Genomic DNA, 17,439 nt, shown 5'->3' on the forward strand with positions numbered 1-17,439 from the left:
GAGCGCCGTCGGCCCGTACACCCCGGACCCGGTCCAGACCTGTACGAGTCGGATCATGCCATGGGCCACCGGCGGCACCCGAGGGGTTTTCCGGGGCCGGTCGGCGTCAGTCGCCGGTGGGCAGACCCAGCTCGGGGTGGGCGTCGAGCAGACGGGGCGGGGCCGCCTGGCACCAGGAGTCCGCCAGCATGTCGCGCAGTTCGCCCTCGTCCTCCAGTGCGGCCAGCCGCACGCGCACCCAGGCGAACTGGGCCTCGTGGCCGGCGATCCAGAACTTGTCCGGCTCGGCCAGCACCAGTTCGTCGCGCTCCTCCTTGGGGCAGCGCACCGCCATGGACGACTCGTCCTCCGGCAGGGTCGCGAACATCTTCCCCGCGACCCGGAAGGTGGGCATGTTCCAGGCGACCTTCTCGGTCGTGTCCGGCAGGGACAGGGCGACACGGCGTACGTCTTCGGCTTCCTGCATGCCACGCACCGTAGCGCCCGCCACTGACAATCAACGCCCGGCCGGAAGCCCTGTATGCCGGTAGTAGAGGGTGGTCCCGCACAGGACGCCCGCCGGGCTCGCCGCGTAGTCGGGGATCACGCCGACCCTGGTCCAGCCGGCCGACCGGTAGAGGTGCTCGGCGGGGCTGTCCGTCTCGGTGTCCAGGTGCAGCAGGGTGATGCCCGCCGCCGCCGCGGCCTCCTCGGCGGTGGCGAGGAGCGTGCGGCCGAGGCCACGGCCCCGGGCGTCGCGGTGGACCATCAGCTTGACGACCTCGGCGCGGTGGCGGCTGTTGGGCTTGCCGGGGAAGGCCAGGCCGACCGTCCCGACGACCCGGTCCCCGTCCCGCGCGACCCACACCCCGAGCCGCCCGTCCGCCACGTCGGCGGCGCGCTCCCGCCACCAGGCGAGCGCCGTGGCCGGGTCCATCGGCGCGAGGAAGCCGATCGAGGCGCCGCCCTCGACGGTGTCGGTTAGCAGCAGCGCCAACTCCTCCGCGCAGGCGATCAGTTGGCGGGCATCCAGTCGGGACACGGTCATGGCAGCACCACCGCCAGGGCATAGCGCGCGGGCCGCGGACCCGGGCACCGGAACCGCGTCGGGCCCCAGACCCGCAGCCGCAGACAGTCACCCGCGCCGAGGGAGTGCGCGACGTCCTGCACGGTCACCTCCAACTCCCCTTCCAGCAGCCAGACGTGCTGCTCCAGCCCCGGCACGGGCGGCCGGTCGTAGGCGATGTCGGCGCCGGGCGCGAGCCTGCCCTCGACCAGTTCGCCGCGCAGCCCCGTGTGCGGCGGCGACACCGAACGCCGAACGAAACCGGAGGACGGGTCCTCCCAGACCGGCTGGTCGGCCGAGCGGACCACCGGGGCGGGTTCCGCCTCGATCTCGCTGAGCAACTGGGACATGGTGCGCCCGTAGACCGCGCACAGGCGGTTGAGCAGGGCGGCGGTGGGGCTGGTCTCGGCGCGCTCGGCCCGCGACAGCGTCGAGCGGCTGATGCCGCTGCGTTCCGCCAACTCGCCCAGGGACCAGCCGCGTTCGGCCCGCAGCTCGGCCAGCCGGGCACCGAGGAGCGCGTCGACGCCGCCGGGCTCGACCTCGTCTCTTCTCATATCCGGGACGCTATCCCACATCTGAAACAGCGCGGTTACGGCACCCTCACGCCCGCCCCCACACCTGCCTCACGTCCGCCTCGCCGCGCCCCTCACCCCCGCCTCGCTCCCGCCTCATTCCCGTCCCCCGAACGCCACCGGCGTCCGCTCGGGCGCGGGCAGCGCCCGCACCACCGGCCGTGAGCGGATCAGCAGGTCACACGCCGGTTCGAACTCCCGGTAGGCCCGCCAGTAACCGTCCTCCAGCTGCCGGGCCGACATGCCCCGCGGACCGCCGCTCGGCTGCCCGCCGGCCCGCGGACCCGGTTCGTGGACGACATGGCGGGTGTCGTAGAGGTCCCGGTTCCGGTGCAGGATCCGGCCCTCGGCCTCCAGTTGCTTCCACAGCCCGCGCGACGGGTACGGCGTCATGATGTCGACGGGTACGGCGTCACGATGTGGAAGGTGGCCGTCTCGATGCCCAGCCCCACAGGAGGCCGCACGACGCCGGGAGGCGGCGGCCAGGCGTCGGCTCGGCCCCCGCCTACCCCCGGGCCGTCTCCCCCAGCGCGTCCAGCACCGGCCGGATCAGCGGATGCTGCTCCGCGCCCCGGCGTACGGCCGCGAAGACGCGCCGGGTCGGCGCCACCCCGTCCACCGGGCGGACGACCACGCCCGCCAGGTCCATGCCGCGCAGCGCCGAGCGCGGCACCAGGGCCACGCCCGCGTCGGCCGAGGCCAGGGCCACGACGGCGCGGAAGTCGTCGGAGGAGTGCTCCAGGCGGGGCTGGAACCCGGCGCCCTCGCAGGCCAGGACGACCACCTCGTGGCACGGGTTGCCGGGGTACGGCCCGATCCACGGGTCCTTGGCCAGCTCCGCCAGCGGCACCTCCTCCGCGTCGGCCAGCCGGTGACTGACCGGGACGACGGCGTCGAAGGGCTCGGCGTACAGCGGCACATGGGTCAGCCGCGGGTCGTCGGCGCACGGCGCCCCCCGGTACTCCACGGCGACCGCCACGTCGACCTGCCGGTCCAGCACCATCGGCAGACTGGCGTCGCCCTCGGCATCCTGCACCCGGATGCGGATGCCGGGCGCCGATCCGGCGAGCCGGGCCACCGCCGGGGCCACGACCAGCGCGATGCCGGTCGCGAAGGAGGCCACGGTGACCGTGCCGGCCGCGCCCGAGCCGTAGGCCGCCAGCTCCGCCTCGGCCCGCTCCAGCTGGGCCAGCACGGCGTTGGTGTGGCTGAGCAGGATCTCGCCGGCCGGGGTGAGCCGTACGCCCTTGGCGCCGCGCTCGACCAGCCGGTGCCCGGTCTCCTGTTCCAGTGCGGTGAGCTGCTGGGAGACCGCCGAGGGCGTCAGATACAGCGCGGCGGCAGCCGCGGTCACCGTGCGATGGTCGGCCACCGCACGGAGGATGTGGAGCCGCCGTGCCTCGATCACGGAGTCGATTCTCTCAGGTCGGACAGGGTGCGGATGCCCCATGCCATGTCGTCGGGCTCCCGCCCGCCCCACGACGCGGGGCCGCTCTCGGGGCGACGACGGGAGTTCGACGAGAGGACCCTGAGTCAGCCGGCCAGCTCCGCACGGGCGGCGATGAAGGCGTCCACCGCGCGGTTCACGTCCTCGGTGGAGTGCGCGGCCGACAGCTGGACCCGGATGCGGGCCTGGCCCTGCGGCACCACCGGGTAGGAGAAGCCGATCACGTACACCCCGCGCTCCAGCAGCAGCTCGGCCATCCGGCCCGCCTCGGCCGCGTCGCCGATCATGACCGGGGCGATGGCGTGGTCGCCGGGCAGGACGTCGAAGCCCGCCTCGGTCATCCTGCCGCGGAACAGCGCGGTGTTCTCCGCGAGCCGCACACGCAGGTCGTCGGCCGATTCCAGCAGGTCCAGGACCTTCAGGGACGCCGCGGCGATCACCGGGGCGAGGGTGTTGGAGAACAGGTACGGGCGCGAGCGCTGGCGCAGCAGGGCGACGATCTCGGCGCGGGCCGCGACATAGCCGCCGGAGGCGCCGCCGAGGGCCTTGCCGAGGGTGCCGGTGATCACGTCGACGCGGTCCATCACGCCGTGCAGCTCGGGGGTGCCGCGGCCACCGGGGCCGACGAAGCCGACGGCGTGCGAGTCGTCGACCATGACCATGGCGTCGTAGCGGTCGGCCAGGTCGCAGATCTCGCGCAGCGGGGCCACATAGCCGTCCATGGAGAAGACGCCGTCGGTGACGATCAGCTTGCGCCGGGCGCCGCCGGAGGTGGCGTCCTTCAGCCGGGCCTCCAGGTCAGCCATGTCGCGGTTGGCGTACCGGAGGCGGCGGGCCTTGGACAGGCGGATGCCGTCGATGATCGAGGCGTGGTTGAGGGCGTCGGAGATCACCGCGTCCTCGGGACCGAGCAGCGTCTCGAAGACACCGCCGTTGGCGTCGAAGCAGGAGGAGTACAGGATCGTGTCCTCCTGGCCGAGGAACGCCGACAGCCGCGCCTCCAGCTCCTTGTGCACCTCCTGTGTGCCGCAGATGAAGCGCACGGAGGCCATGCCGTAGCCCCAGCGGTCCAGGGCCTCGTGGGCGGCGGCGACCACCTCGGGGTGGTCGGCGAGGCCGAGGTAGTTGTTGGCGCAGAAGTTGAGGACCTCTCCCCCGGCCTCCGGCCGGGGGGACCCCCAGGGTCGTCCCCCGGCGGTGACGTTCACGGTCGCGGACTGCGGGGTGCCGATCACACGCTCGGGCTTGTGCAGCCCGGCGGCGCGGATCTCGTCGAGGGTGGCACGCAGGTCGTCGCGCACGGAGTCGAACATCAAAAGCTCCTAGAAGTACCCAGAGAGGTGGATTACGCGGTCCAGTCGAGGATGACCTTGCCGCCCCGGCCGCTCGCGGCGTCGGCGAAGGCCGACTCGAAGTCGCGGTAGCCGTACCGGCCGGTGACCACGGGGGCGAGGTCGAGGCCGCCCTCCAGCAGGACGGACATCGCGTACCAGGTCTCGAACATCTCCCGGCCGTAGATGCCCTTGACCGTGATCATCGAGGTGACGATCCGGGCCCAGTCGACCGGGAACTCCTGTGCGGGCAGACCGAGCATGGCGATCTTGCCGCCGTGCGTCATGTTGGCGATCATGTCGCGCATCGCGACGGGGTTGCCGGACATCTCCAGGCCGACGTCGAAGCCCTCGCGCAGGCCGAGCTCGCGCTGGCCGTCGGCGATCGTGCAGCGCGAGACGTCGAGCGCGAGGCTGACGCCGACCTTGCGGGCCAGCTCCAGGCGCTCCTCGCTGACATCCGTGATCACGACGTTGCGGGCGCCCGCGTGCCTGGCCACCGCCGCGGCCATCAGGCCGATCGGACCGGCGCCGGTGATCAGGACGTCCTCGCCGACCAGCGGGAAGGACAGCGCGGTGTGCACGGCGTTGCCGAACGGGTCGAAGATCGCGGCGATGTCGAGGTCGACGGGGACGCGGTGCACCCAGACGTTGGAGGCGGGCAGGGCGACGTACTCGGCGAAGGCCCCGTCGCGGCCCACGCCCAGTCCGACGGTGGCCCGGCACAGGTGGCGGCGGCCGGCCAGACAGTTGCGGCACTTTCCGCACACCAGGTGGCCCTCGCCGCTGACCCGGTCGCCGGGCGCGATGTCGGTGACGTCCCGGCCGGTCTCGACGACCTCGCCGACGAACTCGTGTCCGACCACGAGCGGGGTGCGGATCGCCTGCTGCGCCCAGCCGTCCCAGGACCGGATGTGCAGGTCGGTGCCGCAGATGCCGGTGCGCAGCACCTTGATCAGCACGTCGCCCGGACCGATCTGCGGCTCCGGGACGTCCGTGAGCCAGAGTCCGGGTTCCGCCTTCTCCTTGACCAGCGCCTTCACGCGACGGCTCCTGTGGGGTGTGATCCCGGCCGCGGGCACGCCTATTGAGCCCGTGGACGGGGGCGGATGGGGATGCGCTGAGAAATCTGCCGTATGGCGCGGCCCCGGGTCCATCGAGGTTTTCTTAAGCGCCGCCACAGCTTTCCTTCACACCCTGCGCCCCAGAGCCCGCTCCCGCCTCAGATCGGCAGCCCGTCCCCCGCCTGCCGCTCCAGCCGTACGACGAGTTCGGCGGCTGCCGACTTGATGGTCTCCAGCCCCTCCCGCCCCCAGGACCGGGGCATCACATCGGCGACGCAGACCGTGCCGAGGGCCATGCCGGTGCTGTCCAGCAGCGGGGCGCCGAGGTAGGCGCGGATGCCGAGGTCGTCGACGACCGCGTTGCCCGCGAAGCGCGGATAGTCGCGCACGTCCCCCAGGGCCAGCGCCCGCCGCCGGACCACCACATGAGGGCAGAAGCCGTGGTCGCGCGGCAGGAGGCGGCCGATCTCGGCGCGCGTGCCGTCCTCCCGGACCACCGGCGCGGTCTCGGGCGCGTGCAGACCGGCGAAGAACTGCGCCTGCTCACCGATGAAGTTGACCATGGCGTACGTCGTCCCGGTCAGACCTGCCAGCCGGGCCGCGAAGGAGTCGAGCGCGGGCTCGGGGCGTTCCCCGAGGCCCAGCCCGTGCAGGCGGCGGGCACGGGCGGGGGCCTCGCTGTCCTGCGGGGTGAGCAGCAGCCGACCGGCCGGGCGGGGCGGGTCGTAGCTCATCACCGGGCTCCGTCGCTGTGGTCGTACGGCATGTGCGGCTCCGTCGGTAGGGGTCGGGGGTCATCTGTGGGCGCCGTGGCTCGGCGCGGGGGCGGCGGGCGCGTGGGCGATGAGGTGCTTGACGAGCGTGAGCAGGGTCTGCACGCCGGAACTGGAGATCCGGGCGTCGCAGCACACGACGGGGACCTCCGGGTCCAGGTCGAGGGCGGCGCGCACCTCTTCGGGGTGATAGCGGTAGCCCCCGTCGAACTCGTTGACGGCGATGATGAAGCCGAGGCCGCGCTCCTCGAAGAAGTCGACGGCCGCGAAGCACTCCTCCAGCCGGCGGGTGTCGGCCAGGACGACCGCGCCGAGCGCGCCCTCGGACAGTTCGTCCCACATGAACCAGAACCGCTCCTGGCCCGGCGTGCCGAACAGGTACAGCACATGCTGCGGATCGAGCGTTATCCGGCCGAAGTCCATCGCGACGGTCGTCTCGACCTTGTTCTCGATGCCGTCGAGGTTGTCGGTGGCGGCGCTGACCGTGGTGAGGAGTTCCTCCGTGGAGAGTGGCTGGATCTCGCTCACCGCGCCGACGAACGTGGTCTTGCCGACTCCGAAGCCTCCCGCCACCAGGATCTTGAGCGCGGTGGGGAAGGGGTCCGTGGCGCCGTCGTAGTCAGAGCTGTCGTCGTAGTCCATCGAGCACTGCCTCCAGAAGGGCCCGGTCCGTCGGGTTGTGGTGGAACTCGGGGGGCTTGGTGGTGAGCGCCCCGCAGTCGACGAGGTCGGACAGCAGCACCTTGGTGACCGCCGCCGGCAGCTTCAGATGGGCGGCCACCTCGGCGACCGATATCGGTGCCCGGCAAAGGTCGAGGGCCACGGAGTGTTCCGGGCCCGGATGGCCGAGGGGGGTGACCCCGGTGGCCATGACCTGCGACATGAGGTCGAGCGCGACGGAGGGGAGGGTGCGGCCGTTGCTGATCGTGAACGGGCGCACCAGCCGTCCCGCCGCGTCGTCGAGCCAGGGCCCGTCACCGGCCGCCGCCACGCTCAAGGCCTCATCACCGTGGGTTCGCCGGCGTGCTGGCGGGGCGCGGTGACCAGGTAGGGGCGGACGCTCTTGACCAGCATGGCCATCTCGTAGCCGAGGACGGCGGCGTCCGCCTCCCGGCCGGCCATCACGGCGAGACAGGTCCCGGACCCGGCGGTGGTCACGAACAGCAGGGTCGAGTCGAGTTCGACGACGACCTGGCGTACGTCCCCGCCGTCGCCGAACCGCGCGCCCGCGCTGCGGCCGAGGGAGTAGAGGCCGGAGGCGAGCGCGGCCATGTGGTCGGCGCTGTCGGCGTCGAGGCCGTGCACGGACTTCACGAGGCCGTCGCAGGAGAGCAGAACCGCGCTGGACGTGTGCGGCACCCGCTGCACGAGGCCGTTCATCAGCCAGTCGAGGTCGGAAGCATGGGCGGTCGGCGCGTCGGTCGCCATGGTGGTTCGACTCCTTGGGATACGGGGGGCGGCGGCAGCGCCGGAGGGGTCTGCGGCTGCGGTGGGGGTGGGTGCGTGGACGGTCATCCGGCTGGTGCGCTCCCGTCGTGCCGGGCGATGTGGTCGGAACCGGCCGCGGGCAGGGGCGCGACCGAGGGCGCGGAGTGCCGGTCGAGCACGTCCGCGGGGTGCGCCGTCGTACGGGGTTCAGGGGCGGCCGGTACGACGTCGTAGGCCGGGTCGGGGTACGGCAGGGGCGGGTGAGCGGTGGCCGGGCCCCGCTCGTCGTGCGCCGCCTCCAGGCTCTGCTGAGCCTCCGCGAGCCCGATGCCGCGCTGGAAGGCGGCCATCAGTCCCGGGTCGTGGCCGATGTGCTCCTCGGTGTCCGGCCGGGGCGCGGGGCGTTCACGGAGCTGGGGTGCGATGTGCTCCTGCGCGCGGCGTCTGGGCAGTTGGGGCTTGCCCATGGTGCCGCGTACCGCCCCGTTCCGCGGGACCGGTGGGGCGGCGGCGTGCTCCTCCACGAACGGCCGGTCGCCGGGCCGGATGCCGGGGGCGGCGTCGGCGGGGTTGCGCCGCTCCTCGCGCGCACCGCGCACGGGGAGGGGGACGGGCGGACCGGCGGACCGGGAAGGGGGCGGGGCATGGGTGGGCAGGGGCCTCAGGGTCGGGGGCTCCGGCCGTGCCTGCGGGACGAAGGGGGCGGGCGCCGGGGCTTCCGGCCGGGCGGCGTGCGGGGTGAGGCCGCCCGGGGGCGGGGAGCCGTTGAGGTCGTGCGGGGTCGGGAAGCCGTGGAGACCCTGGTGGGCCGGGGAGCCGGTGAGGTCGTGGTGCGTCGACGAGGCGCCGAGGCCGTGGTGGGCCGACGAGGCGCCGAGGTGGTGCCCGGCTCCGGACCCGTTGAGGTGCGCCGCAGTCCGGGGCGCGCTCGCGTGGCGGCCGGTGTCCGCGCCGCGCCGCTGTCCGGTGAGGGCCGGTACGACCGGTACGACCGTCGCACCCGGGCCGGCCGGCTCCCCCGGCCCCTGGGACCGGCCCGCTGCCCCGGCGGGTCCCGGCGCGCCGCCCAGCAGGGCCTGCGGCACGACCAGGACCGCCTGGACACCGCCGTAGATGTTGCTCTGGAGCCGGACGGTGATGCCGTGCCGCTTGGCGAGCTGGGAGACGACGAACAGGCCGATGCGTCCGTCGGCCAGCAGGCTGGCCACGTTGACCTGGTCGGGGTCGGCGAGCAGGTCGTTCATCCGGCTCTGTTCGCCGACGGGCATGCCGAGCCCGCGGTCCTCGACCTCGACTGCCAGCCCCGAGGTGACGAGGTTGGCACGCAGCAGGACCTGGGTGTGCGGGGAGGAGAACACCGTGGCGTTCTCGACGAGCTCGGCGAGCAGATGGATGACGTCGGCGACGGCGTGTCCGCGCAGCTCGCCGTCGACCGGCGGCACCAGTTTGACCCGCGAGTACTGCTCGACCTCGGCGATGGCCGAGCGCAGCACCTCGGTCATGGACACCGGGTTGCTCCACTGCCGCCGGGAGACGGCGCCGCCGAGGACGGCGAGGTTCTCGGCGTGGCGACGGATGCGGGTGGCGAGGTGGTCGACGTGGAAGAGGCCCTTGAGCAGGTCGGGGTCCTCGATCTCGTTCTCCAGCTCGTCGAGGATCGCGATCTCGCGGTGCACCAGGGACTGCAGGCGCCGGGCGAGATTGACGAAGACCTCCAGTTTCTGCTCGCTGCCGGTCTGGCTGGACAGCTGCGCGGCCCGCACGACGGCGGTGACGGCGCCGTCGTGCGCGCGGGCCAGGTCGGCGGCGAGCAGTTCGAAGTCGTCGGCGTCCTCGGGCGGTCCGGAGCGCGGCTTGCGCCGGGGCGGGGTCTCGCCCCGGCGCAGAGCGTCCACGAGGGTGCGCAGATCGGCCTCGCGGCGTGCGCTGCCGCGGCGCAGCGCGACGACCCGCTCGTGCACGGACCGCGCGGCCCGGTCGGCGGCCACGGCGGCGATCGCGATGCCGACGAGCGTCACGCCCACGGCTCCGGCGAGTACGGCCCAGAGCGTGACGCTGCCGCGCACGCCCGTGGAGCGGACGGTGAACAGCACGGCCGCGCTGGCGCTGAGGGCGACCGCGGTGGGAGGCAGCACGGCCAGTCTCAGCAGTTGCGGTCGTATGTGGGCCTCGGGCAGTGCGGGGGCGGTACGGGCGACCGGCCGTCCGTGCCGCCCGCCCTCGCGGCGGTCTGCGCGTGCGGCCGGTGCGCGGAGGTGAGACATCGGCGTCCTCGTACTGGTCCGTCTACTGGTCCGTCGGAGGGCCGCCCGTCATCGGCCGGCTCGGCCCTGCGTCGCTCGACGGACACTCACGGTAGTCGCTAACGCATCAGGTGCGGTGGGCAGTTGACAAACTCCTCCATGAACCGTCCTGCTCTGGTATGAGCTTTCGCACGTCAGGCCGATAACCACCCGGACACGCCGATCGCGAAGCACGTCGAACCGGTCCGGGCCGATCGAAAGCGATCACAGTCAGTGACGCCCGCTCCCGCCCGGGCGGGTCACCTCGGCGTGACCGCCACCGTCACCCGACCGCCCGGCCGGGCGTGCACGAGGGCGGTGGCCGACAGGTTCGCGGGGAGGACCGGCGTCGGGGTCCGGCCGGCACCGGTCACCATGACGCGCCAGCCGCCCGGCCGGGACGGCACACGGATCCCGGTGACGCAGGGAGCGGAGCGGTGGACGAGGCGGTAGGCGCCGGAGTCGGGGGTGCGGGTCTCGGCGACCGGCGTGCCCGCCACGGCCGGGGCGTACGGTGGGGCAGTCCGGTCCTTGTCGGGCCGCAGCGCCCCCTGCTCGTCCAGCGCGCAGCAGCCGCCGCCGTGGCACCAGACGTAGCCCGCCCAGCCGGAGCTGTAGCGGTCCGGCGAGGCGAACGCGTCGCGGTAGAAGCGGCCCGTGTTCGGGAGCGTGTTGTTCAGCGGCCCCCACTCGCCCACGACCACCGGCACGCGCTGGCGCCGCGGATACTCGGTGACGGCCGCCTCGTACGACTCGATCCAGCCACGGCCGGGGCGTGGTCGGAACCCGCCTCCATCGCCGTGTCGTAGAAGTGCGGGGCGCACACGGCCCTGGGATCGTCCACGCGGCCGAGTCCGGTCGGCACGAACCTCCGGCGCGGTCGGGTCGACCGGTGCCGGAGATCCCATCAGCAGATCTGACGGCCCATCAATAGGTGGGACGCCACCGGTCATCCGCGGGACCACGACAGCACGACATCACGGGCCGCCCACGGTTCACGACACCACCGGCCACCCACAGTTCACGGCACGACGACACCGGCCGCCCTGCGGTTCACGACGCCATCGGCCGCCCCCGTTCGCGGCACGACACCACCGGCCGCCCGCGGTTCGCGCTACGACGTCACCGGTCACCCGCGAGATCCATGTCCGGCCGGGTGTCCGCGGCCGGGCCGGAGCCCGACGGGGCCTGAGCCACGGGAGAGGACTCCCCGGACCGGCGCCACGAGGCCGGGACCGGCGCCGACACGGCCCGCCACCACGGCTCCCCGGGCACCCTGCCACCGGGCTCGAAGGGCTGGCCGGGCCGGGGGAAGGCAACGGCCTGGCCGGCCTCCGCGGCGACGTCCTTGGTCCACTCCCCCGGCTCGGCCCAGGCGTGCGGGGCGAGGTTGAAGGTGGCCCAGTGGATCGGCAGCAGCACGCCCGCGGTGCCGCCCTGGAGGTCGAGATGGGCGCGCAGCGCCTCGGCCGGGGTCATGTGGATGTCGGGCCACAAGTCGTTCTTGATTCTCTCAGCCTCCAAAGGGCTTTGCGCGAGCCATCGGCCGGTCCTATGTTGACGGTGACGGATCGGGTCAAGGCAGGATGAACAGGCCGGGCTCAGGTTCGATAAGGGGTGCCGCGGCCGACAACGCGCTTGAGCTTGGTGCCAGTGTTTTCGACGTGATGGTTCTCAGTGGGTGTTCTGTGAGCCTTCACGCGGATTCACTTTGTCGGTCGGGGCATGGTGAACGGGCCGGGCTCGGGTTCGGGTTCGGGTTCGGTGAGAATGCCGCGGCTCACGAGGCGTTTGAGCTTGGCTCGGGCGCCTTCGACGTGCCGGTCCTCGGTACCGATGCCCAGGGCTTCGCAGAAGTCCTGGGCTCGTATGCCGTGCTCGCCATCCTCGAACAGGGCGAGGATCTGGCGGTATGCGGACGGCAGCGGCTCGGAGCCGCGCACTGGGTGCGGTTGGACTCCGATCCGTTACACCAAGACGGTCTGGGCCAAGTTACAGCTGACTTCGTCCACCTGCTGTTATCTGACGCTATTACCAGCCGCAGGGTTCGGGATCGGCGACGCCCCCGCGCGGCATAACGGCAACGATCCTGCCGCCAGCGCGAGCACGAACTCGCCATGACGAGACAGCGGCGGCGCATACTGGAAGCCGTTCTCGGTGCGGGTGATCACGATGCTGCCCGCGCAACAGCGACTCGTGGAGCGGCCACGGGCCATGGCCTTGGAGAGGTGCCCCTCGGATGGCGGCGGAGAGCCCGCCTCGTGGCAGTGGACCGACAGCTGCGTGCAGGCGATGTGCGCGTCGGGTGCCGCCGCCCGTACGCCTTCGATGATTTCCGGTCGCGGATTGGCCGTTCGGCCGCTCGTCCCCATCGAGAAGATCACCATGCGTGGGTCTACCGCGGACGTCAGCGAGCGGGCGAACTCCACCGGATTCACAGCCCCGGGGAGGCCGCCGTGATGGGGGAAAACGAGAACATCCGCGCAGAGTTGCTGACTCCGGCGATCCAGGATGTCCCGTAAGCCGACGCCGTCGATGTCACTGGCGAGGAGCACGGCAGCCGCGCCGTCGAGATGGATCCGGATGACGGCGGACATGGTGTTGCTCGTCACCGTGCCGAACCGGGCATCGCGCGTGCGCGGACCCGAGAGTGCCATCAGCGATCGAGGATGACACACTTCGAGCTCCGCCCGGCCCACCCGGATGGGAAGGCCCGTATCCGTGGTTACTGGAAGGATGCCCGCGGTGCGTTTGTCGTCCGCCACGAGCTGCAGGGTTTCCTGCAGGTGCCGCCACGCCAGCGTGTCCTTGGACGCGTCGGTATTGACCCGGACGCGGCCGAGCGACCACCGCGGGTCCAGGAGGAGCCTGTTCATTCCCGCGATGTGATCGTTGTCAACGTGCGAGACGATGACTTCCTCGAGGTTCGTGCAGCCGAGTCTTTCAAGTTCGGCGTGTGTGGTGTCGTCCGCGGCGTCGACAACCGCGCACCGTTGCCCGTCGCGGACGATGGCGGAGTTGCCATGACCGACATCCAGGATCGTGACCGCGAGGTCGTCCTCGGAAGATGCACTCTGACGGGGGAGAAAAGGAACGGTCACAGGGCGCGGACTTCCTCGGACAGTTGAGGGGCCAGGGAGATGTGTGCGAAGCAGAGGTCCTCAGCCCGAGGGGCGTAGCAGTTGACCTCGGCCCGCAACCAGGTGCCGGGCAGCAGGGCGTCGGCCGGAATCCCGGTGTCCTCCTCGAAGCGCAGTAGCGGCAGTTGCGCCACGTGCGTCAGGCTCCAGCCACTGACCAGCACTTCGGCGTACGGTGCTTCGCCTGCCGGGTGCACGGCGAGGACCTCGATCGGGGTGCGGAACCGGCTCCGCTCCCGTGACCACTTGCCGGCCGCCTCTTCGAGAGCGTATCGGACGGCACCGAGGACTTCTTCGTCGTCGGCCTGCTTGGGGACGACTGCGGGGATGTCGGCCCGCCATCGGTGGATGGATGATGCCTCGTGGGTGCCTACATGCGAACTCATGACGATGGCCGGGAGCTTGTGAGGGCGGCTGTTGGCCCGGGCGGCGAGCTCCGCTCCCGTGAATGCGACCGTCCAACTGTTACGCAGCTGGTGGTCGCAGACGAGTACGTCCAGAGGGGGGAGTGTCGACAGATACTCCTCCGCCGTGGCGCGGGGACGCGGCCGGGGCATAATCAGAGCCTGCATGTCGAAGTCTTCGAAGAGTCGGCCAAGGGCTTCTGCGTCGGCCTTCACATCGTCCACGATGCCGACCCTGTGGACATCCTTAAGGTACAGAGCCATCGTCACTCCTCCCGTTCGTCGTTCGTGGTCCCGGCAGGGGGAGCCGACGTCGTCGAGGCAGGCAGCTCGACCAGTAGCCGGGCTCCTCCTAGAGGGCCGTTTCTCAACGCTTTCTGGCGTCCCGACATGTCGCCAACCGTGTCACGGACGATGGTCAGACCCAAGCCTGTCCCACCGTCTCGGGTGGTGAACCCGGGAACCCAAATCTCTTCGGTCGAGGCGTCCTGGATCCCTGGGCCCGAGTCATCCACGGTTAGGCGAATCCACGGAGCGTCCTTATCGACGAAGGAGCGAGTCGCGAGGTGGATCCTGCGCTCCAGGCCGCCGTCCGTACGCGTCAGCGCGTGGATGGAGTTGACGAGCAGATTGGAGACGATGGATTCGACCGCAGCCTCGTAGGTTCGTACGCGAAGGTTCTGGCCATTGAGATCATGGGTGACGTGAATGCAGCGGTCACTGAGGAAGTTGTGGAACAGGCGCAATGTGGCCAGGCACACTTCGTCGATGTCCACGTATTTCAGATCGCGCTTCTTGCGGACAAGGAGTTCCAAGGGGAGTTTCGCGAAGATTTGCAAGGTGCGGGCCCCGTCCATGATGGCGCTCAGAGACGGTTTGTAGCGGTCGTCGACGGTTGCCGAATCGATGTCCCGACGCACCCTCCGGTCGACCGTGCGCGCTTCCTGGAGGATGCGATCAGCGGGCTGCTGCGCCTCGTGGGCGAACACGGAGGTACTCGTTCCCACAGTGGCGAGGGCCCGGTAGAGGAGCAACTCGGATTGGAGATCCTTGATCTCTCGCAGACGCTGGTCCGCAAGGAGCTGCGAGGTGGTCAAGATACGTTGAACCGACGCACGGTCAAAGTTGCCATCCAGGCGGCCCTGATTGTCCGCGAGTTGCTCTTCAAGGGCTTTCCTGGCTTCGGTGAAGTCGGCCTCGGCGTCGGCCGTCTGCGCCTTCGCGCGCTTGCGTTGTTCTTGCCGTTCGGCTTCGCGAATCTGACGACGGCGCTGTGATGCCCATTCGATCGCGGACCGGGCGAACTCACGTAGCTCACCGAATGCGGCGTTCTGGACGAAACCGCTACGGTCCGTCTTCGGCTGGAGGCGATCTTCCGGGTCATTGATGACCAGCGCCCCTACAGAGTTGTTTGTGTAGGGCCGGAATTCGGAGAGCACAGCACGACGGACGTTGATGCTCAGCCAGTCGTCATCAGGGTCACCATAGGGCTGGACTCTCAGCCCATGGTGATACAGGTGCACACCGCCGACGTCGGCAAGCCAATTTTTAATCTCCGGTGTTGGCTGGATTGAATTACGCAGGGCGACCGAATGTCTCGGGTTGAGGTTGAACATCCATAAGTCGAACTTGGCCGCAGGGGCACTGGTGAAGAGGTGCTGGCCGCCGGTGGCGGTCGTTTGGCGTCGACCTCCGGCGGCCGCGGACCGAAGGTCGCTCGCGGTTGCGGTGCCGATCAGATTTCCTTGATGGTCCCTGAGTTCTGCCGACTGGCTGCCATCCGCACCGAGCCGTCCCGACAAATGGAACTCGGCCCACTGCAGGTGTTCATCCGTCACGGCCGAGGTGAGGTCCTCATACCCGAACGCCGTTTGGTTCCAAAGAATTTTAAAGGTCGACTCGGCCTGAAAGGGGCCCGTGAGCAGCGTGAGCGAGCGCGTCAGCCGCTCGACATCGGCGACACTCAGCCCCTGCCGGAGATCGTGTATCTCGATACGAGTTCCCACGCGGGCGTGAGGCGGGGCGTCGCGGAGTTCGAGTGCTACGTCCTCCACCGCGTGAGCGGAGTCGAGTTCGTCCCAGTCGATACCCAGGGTGTACTGCACCCCTAGGGTCGCCGCGGATCGAGTCGTGACCTTCACACGCCGGCCCAGGCGAAGCGCCGCCAGACGCCCGAGTCCCTTCTCGCCGACCCGCCTTCGACCGCTGCGGGTGAACGGCGACGACGGTTTCCTGGAACTGCCGATGAGCAGGAAGTCGGAGGTGAGCTCGGCATCGGTCATACCGTGCCCGTTGTCCGAAACGATGATCGAGCCGCCAGGACGCGCGGAACCGACCAACTCGATGCTGCACTCGGTGGCGTCGGCGTCGTACGCGTTGCGTACCAACTCCATGATCCCCATGTCCGGATGCGGAACGAGCTCTTCACCGAGACGCGTGAGGATCTTGGGCGCGAAGCGCAGATGATGCCTGGTCAACCGGCGCCGCCTCTCGTGAGCAGTGGGATCCCAGCATGTTAGCTGCATAAAGACCTTGCACGTGAGGTCTTCTGACGTCAGGTCACGATAGGGGTCAGTCCTCGGCAGCGGGCTGGTCGGCGATCTTCAGGTGTCCACGGAAGCGACAGGCACCCCTCATGGATGTGTTTCCACGAACCTCTGAAGATCCCGCATCACCGCTGGTCAACGCTGGTTCTTGCGAGGCTTCAAGGAGACCGTCGGCAGTTCCGGGGCAGGCAACGGATCGCCGTCGCACCCCTCCACCACCCCGAACCGTCGGCCTTCCATCCAATCCTGGCGGGCCCGTACGATCTGTTCTGACGACTGCCCGATGAAGTTCCACCAAGTCTCAGGTCCATGGAACGGGATCGGTCTCGCCGCCCCATCCGTTCGTCCTGGAGAGGTCCTAGGGCCTGTGTGGAGTTGTGATCAAGGCTGTGATCCGAGGTGTCGGATCCAGAGGAGGCCGGCGCATAATTCGAGTCCAGCCTGGTAGCTTTCAGGCTTTTTGTCGTAGCGGACGGCGAGGCCGCGCCAGTCCTTGATCTTGTTGATGGTGCGTTCGACGCTGTTTCGGAGCTTGTACAGCTGCTTGTCCCAGGTGACGGGCCGTCCGCCGCGTGAGCCGCGGTTCTTGCGGTGGGCGGCCTGATCCTTCTTCTCGGGGATGACCGCTTTGATCCCACGTTTGCGCAGGTGAGAACGGTTCTGCCGAGACGAGTAGGCCTTATCGCCCGCGACTGCGTCCGGCCGGGTGCGGGGCCGTCCCGCCGGGCCGGGGACACGGATCTTGTCCAGGACGGGGATGAACTGCGGACTGTCCCCGGCCTGCCCCGCAGTGATCTTGAGCGAGAGGGGCAGGCATTGCGGCACACAGGACAGGTGCGTCTTCGTGGTCAGTCCGCCGCGGGAACGTCCCAGGTCGGCGGCGGCGAGTCGGGCCTTGCGGCGACGCCTCACGCGTCGTCGTTCTTCCCGCTCCGGGTCCGGTTGTCCGTCTTGTTCCTGGCCGGCGCCCCTTTTTCCGCAGCGGCCTTCTCCAGAGCGTCCAGGATCTCGGGCTCCACGATCATCCCGGCAGCATCATGATGGGCCCGGACCGTGGTCGAGTCCACGCTGACCAGTGACAAGTCCACCAGGCCCCGCTTCGCCGCCTCGGCGATCGCACCCTGGAACACCGCGGTGAACACCCCGGCATCCCGCCACTGCCGAAACCGGCCGTAAACGGTGGACCAGTGCCCGAATCGTTCGGGCAGCTCCCGCCATTTCGCCCCGTTCCTGAACCGCCACACGACGCCCTCGAAGTGCGCCCGCAGGTTCTCCGGGTACGGCCCGTACTCACCGACCGGCAGGAACGGGGAGACGAACTCCCACTCGGCATCCGAAAGTTGAGGTCGCGACACCCCACCGTTCTACCCCAAAGGCCCCGACCCTCCCGAGCCGGGGCCCCGC

Annotated in this window: 16 protein-coding genes and 4 pseudogenes; all 20 read right to left on the reverse strand. The window is 70.4% G+C overall.

The features are described 5' to 3' along the window. Positions 1-106: 106 nt before the first annotated feature. The 20 genes and pseudogenes from ABZZ79_RS26605 to ABZZ79_RS26700 all read right to left on the reverse strand — a co-directional run bounded on the left by ABZZ79_RS26605 (position 107) and on the right by ABZZ79_RS26700 (position 17,390). Positions 107-466 carry an MmcQ/YjbR family DNA-binding protein gene (locus ABZZ79_RS26605; protein ID WP_356692756.1) on the reverse strand — a complete coding sequence of 120 codons (360 nt, stop codon included), beginning with the start codon at positions 464-466 and terminating at the stop codon, positions 107-109. A gap of 30 nt (positions 467-496) precedes the next feature. Next, the gene (locus tag ABZZ79_RS26610; protein ID WP_356692758.1) at positions 497-1,027 is read right to left on the reverse strand and encodes a GNAT family N-acetyltransferase; all 531 of its coding nucleotides are present in this window, start codon (positions 1,025-1,027) and stop codon (positions 497-499) included. Continuing rightward, positions 1,024-1,602 carry an XRE family transcriptional regulator gene (locus ABZZ79_RS26615; protein ID WP_356692760.1) on the reverse strand — a complete coding sequence of 193 codons (579 nt, stop codon included), beginning with the start codon at positions 1,600-1,602 and terminating at the stop codon, positions 1,024-1,026. The genes ABZZ79_RS26610 and ABZZ79_RS26615 overlap by 4 nt, the downstream gene beginning before the upstream one ends. 114 nt (positions 1,603-1,716) lie before the next feature. Then, positions 1,717-2,013, reverse strand: coding sequence for a hypothetical protein (locus tag ABZZ79_RS26620; RefSeq protein WP_356692762.1), 297 nt, complete (start codon positions 2,011-2,013; stop codon positions 1,717-1,719). 112 nt (positions 2,014-2,125) lie between these two features. Then, positions 2,126-3,028, reverse strand: a complete 903-nt coding sequence (locus ABZZ79_RS26625; RefSeq protein WP_356692764.1) for a LysR family transcriptional regulator — start codon at positions 3,026-3,028, stop codon at positions 2,126-2,128. A 125-nt stretch (positions 3,029-3,153) separates the two neighbouring features. Continuing rightward, positions 3,154-4,380: a glycine C-acetyltransferase gene (locus ABZZ79_RS26630; RefSeq protein WP_356692766.1), complete on the reverse strand. Its 1,227-nt coding sequence runs from the start codon at positions 4,378-4,380 to the stop codon at positions 3,154-3,156. Positions 4,381-4,412: 32 nt separating this feature from the next. Beyond that, the gene (gene tdh / locus ABZZ79_RS26635; RefSeq protein ID WP_356692768.1) at positions 4,413-5,441 is read right to left on the reverse strand and encodes an L-threonine 3-dehydrogenase; all 1,029 of its coding nucleotides are present in this window, start codon (positions 5,439-5,441) and stop codon (positions 4,413-4,415) included. A 179-nt stretch (positions 5,442-5,620) separates the two neighbouring features. Beyond that, a complete protein-coding gene (locus ABZZ79_RS26640) occupies positions 5,621-6,196 on the reverse strand; it encodes a GAF domain-containing protein (RefSeq protein ID WP_356692770.1) in 576 nt (191 codons plus the stop codon). 60 nt (positions 6,197-6,256) lie between these two features. Next, positions 6,257-6,877: an ATP/GTP-binding protein gene (locus ABZZ79_RS26645; protein WP_356692772.1), complete on the reverse strand. Its 621-nt coding sequence runs from the start codon at positions 6,875-6,877 to the stop codon at positions 6,257-6,259. Next, on the reverse strand, positions 6,855-7,226 hold the full coding sequence (locus ABZZ79_RS26650; RefSeq protein WP_356692949.1) for a DUF742 domain-containing protein: 372 nt from the start codon (positions 7,224-7,226) through the stop codon (positions 6,855-6,857). The genes ABZZ79_RS26645 and ABZZ79_RS26650 overlap by 23 nt, the downstream gene beginning before the upstream one ends. Before the next feature lie 2 nt (positions 7,227-7,228). Then, positions 7,229-7,663 (reverse strand): roadblock/LC7 domain-containing protein, encoded by a 435-nt coding sequence (locus ABZZ79_RS26655; protein WP_356692774.1) that lies wholly within the window; start codon positions 7,661-7,663, stop codon positions 7,229-7,231. Positions 7,664-7,746: 83 nt separating this feature from the next. Then, positions 7,747-9,927, reverse strand: coding sequence for an ATP-binding protein (locus ABZZ79_RS26660; RefSeq protein ID WP_356692776.1), 2,181 nt, complete (start codon positions 9,925-9,927; stop codon positions 7,747-7,749). 278 nt (positions 9,928-10,205) lie between these two features. After that, positions 10,206-10,810, reverse strand: a pseudogene (locus tag ABZZ79_RS26665) (endoglycoceramidase); the annotation flags it as partial. 257 nt (positions 10,811-11,067) lie between these two features. Next, a pseudogene (locus tag ABZZ79_RS26670) lies at positions 11,068-11,448 on the reverse strand (MBL fold metallo-hydrolase); the annotation flags it as partial. 203 nt (positions 11,449-11,651) lie between these two features. Then, positions 11,652-11,888, reverse strand: coding sequence for a hypothetical protein (locus ABZZ79_RS26675; protein ID WP_356692778.1), 237 nt, complete (start codon positions 11,886-11,888; stop codon positions 11,652-11,654). Between the two features lie 75 nt (positions 11,889-11,963). Next, positions 11,964-13,046, reverse strand: coding sequence for an MBL fold metallo-hydrolase (locus ABZZ79_RS26680; protein ID WP_356692780.1), 1,083 nt, complete (start codon positions 13,044-13,046; stop codon positions 11,964-11,966). Next, on the reverse strand, positions 13,043-13,753 hold the full coding sequence (locus ABZZ79_RS26685) for a response regulator (RefSeq protein WP_356692782.1): 711 nt from the start codon (positions 13,751-13,753) through the stop codon (positions 13,043-13,045). Before ABZZ79_RS26685 ends, ABZZ79_RS26680 begins: the two co-directional genes overlap by 4 nt. 2 nt (positions 13,754-13,755) lie before the next feature. After that, a complete protein-coding gene (locus ABZZ79_RS26690) occupies positions 13,756-15,966 on the reverse strand; it encodes an ATP-binding protein (RefSeq protein ID WP_356692784.1) in 2,211 nt (736 codons plus the stop codon). Positions 15,967-16,170: 204 nt separating this feature from the next. Further along, positions 16,171-16,332 (reverse strand): annotated as a pseudogene (locus tag ABZZ79_RS26695) (pirin family protein); the annotation flags it as partial. Between the two features lie 84 nt (positions 16,333-16,416). After that, positions 16,417-17,390 (reverse strand): annotated as a pseudogene (locus ABZZ79_RS26700) (IS5 family transposase). Positions 17,391-17,439: the final 49 nt, after the last annotated feature.

This window comes from Streptomyces sp. NPDC006458 (assembly GCF_040612135.1).
Classification (GTDB): Bacteria; Actinomycetota; Actinomycetes; order Streptomycetales; family Streptomycetaceae; genus Streptomyces.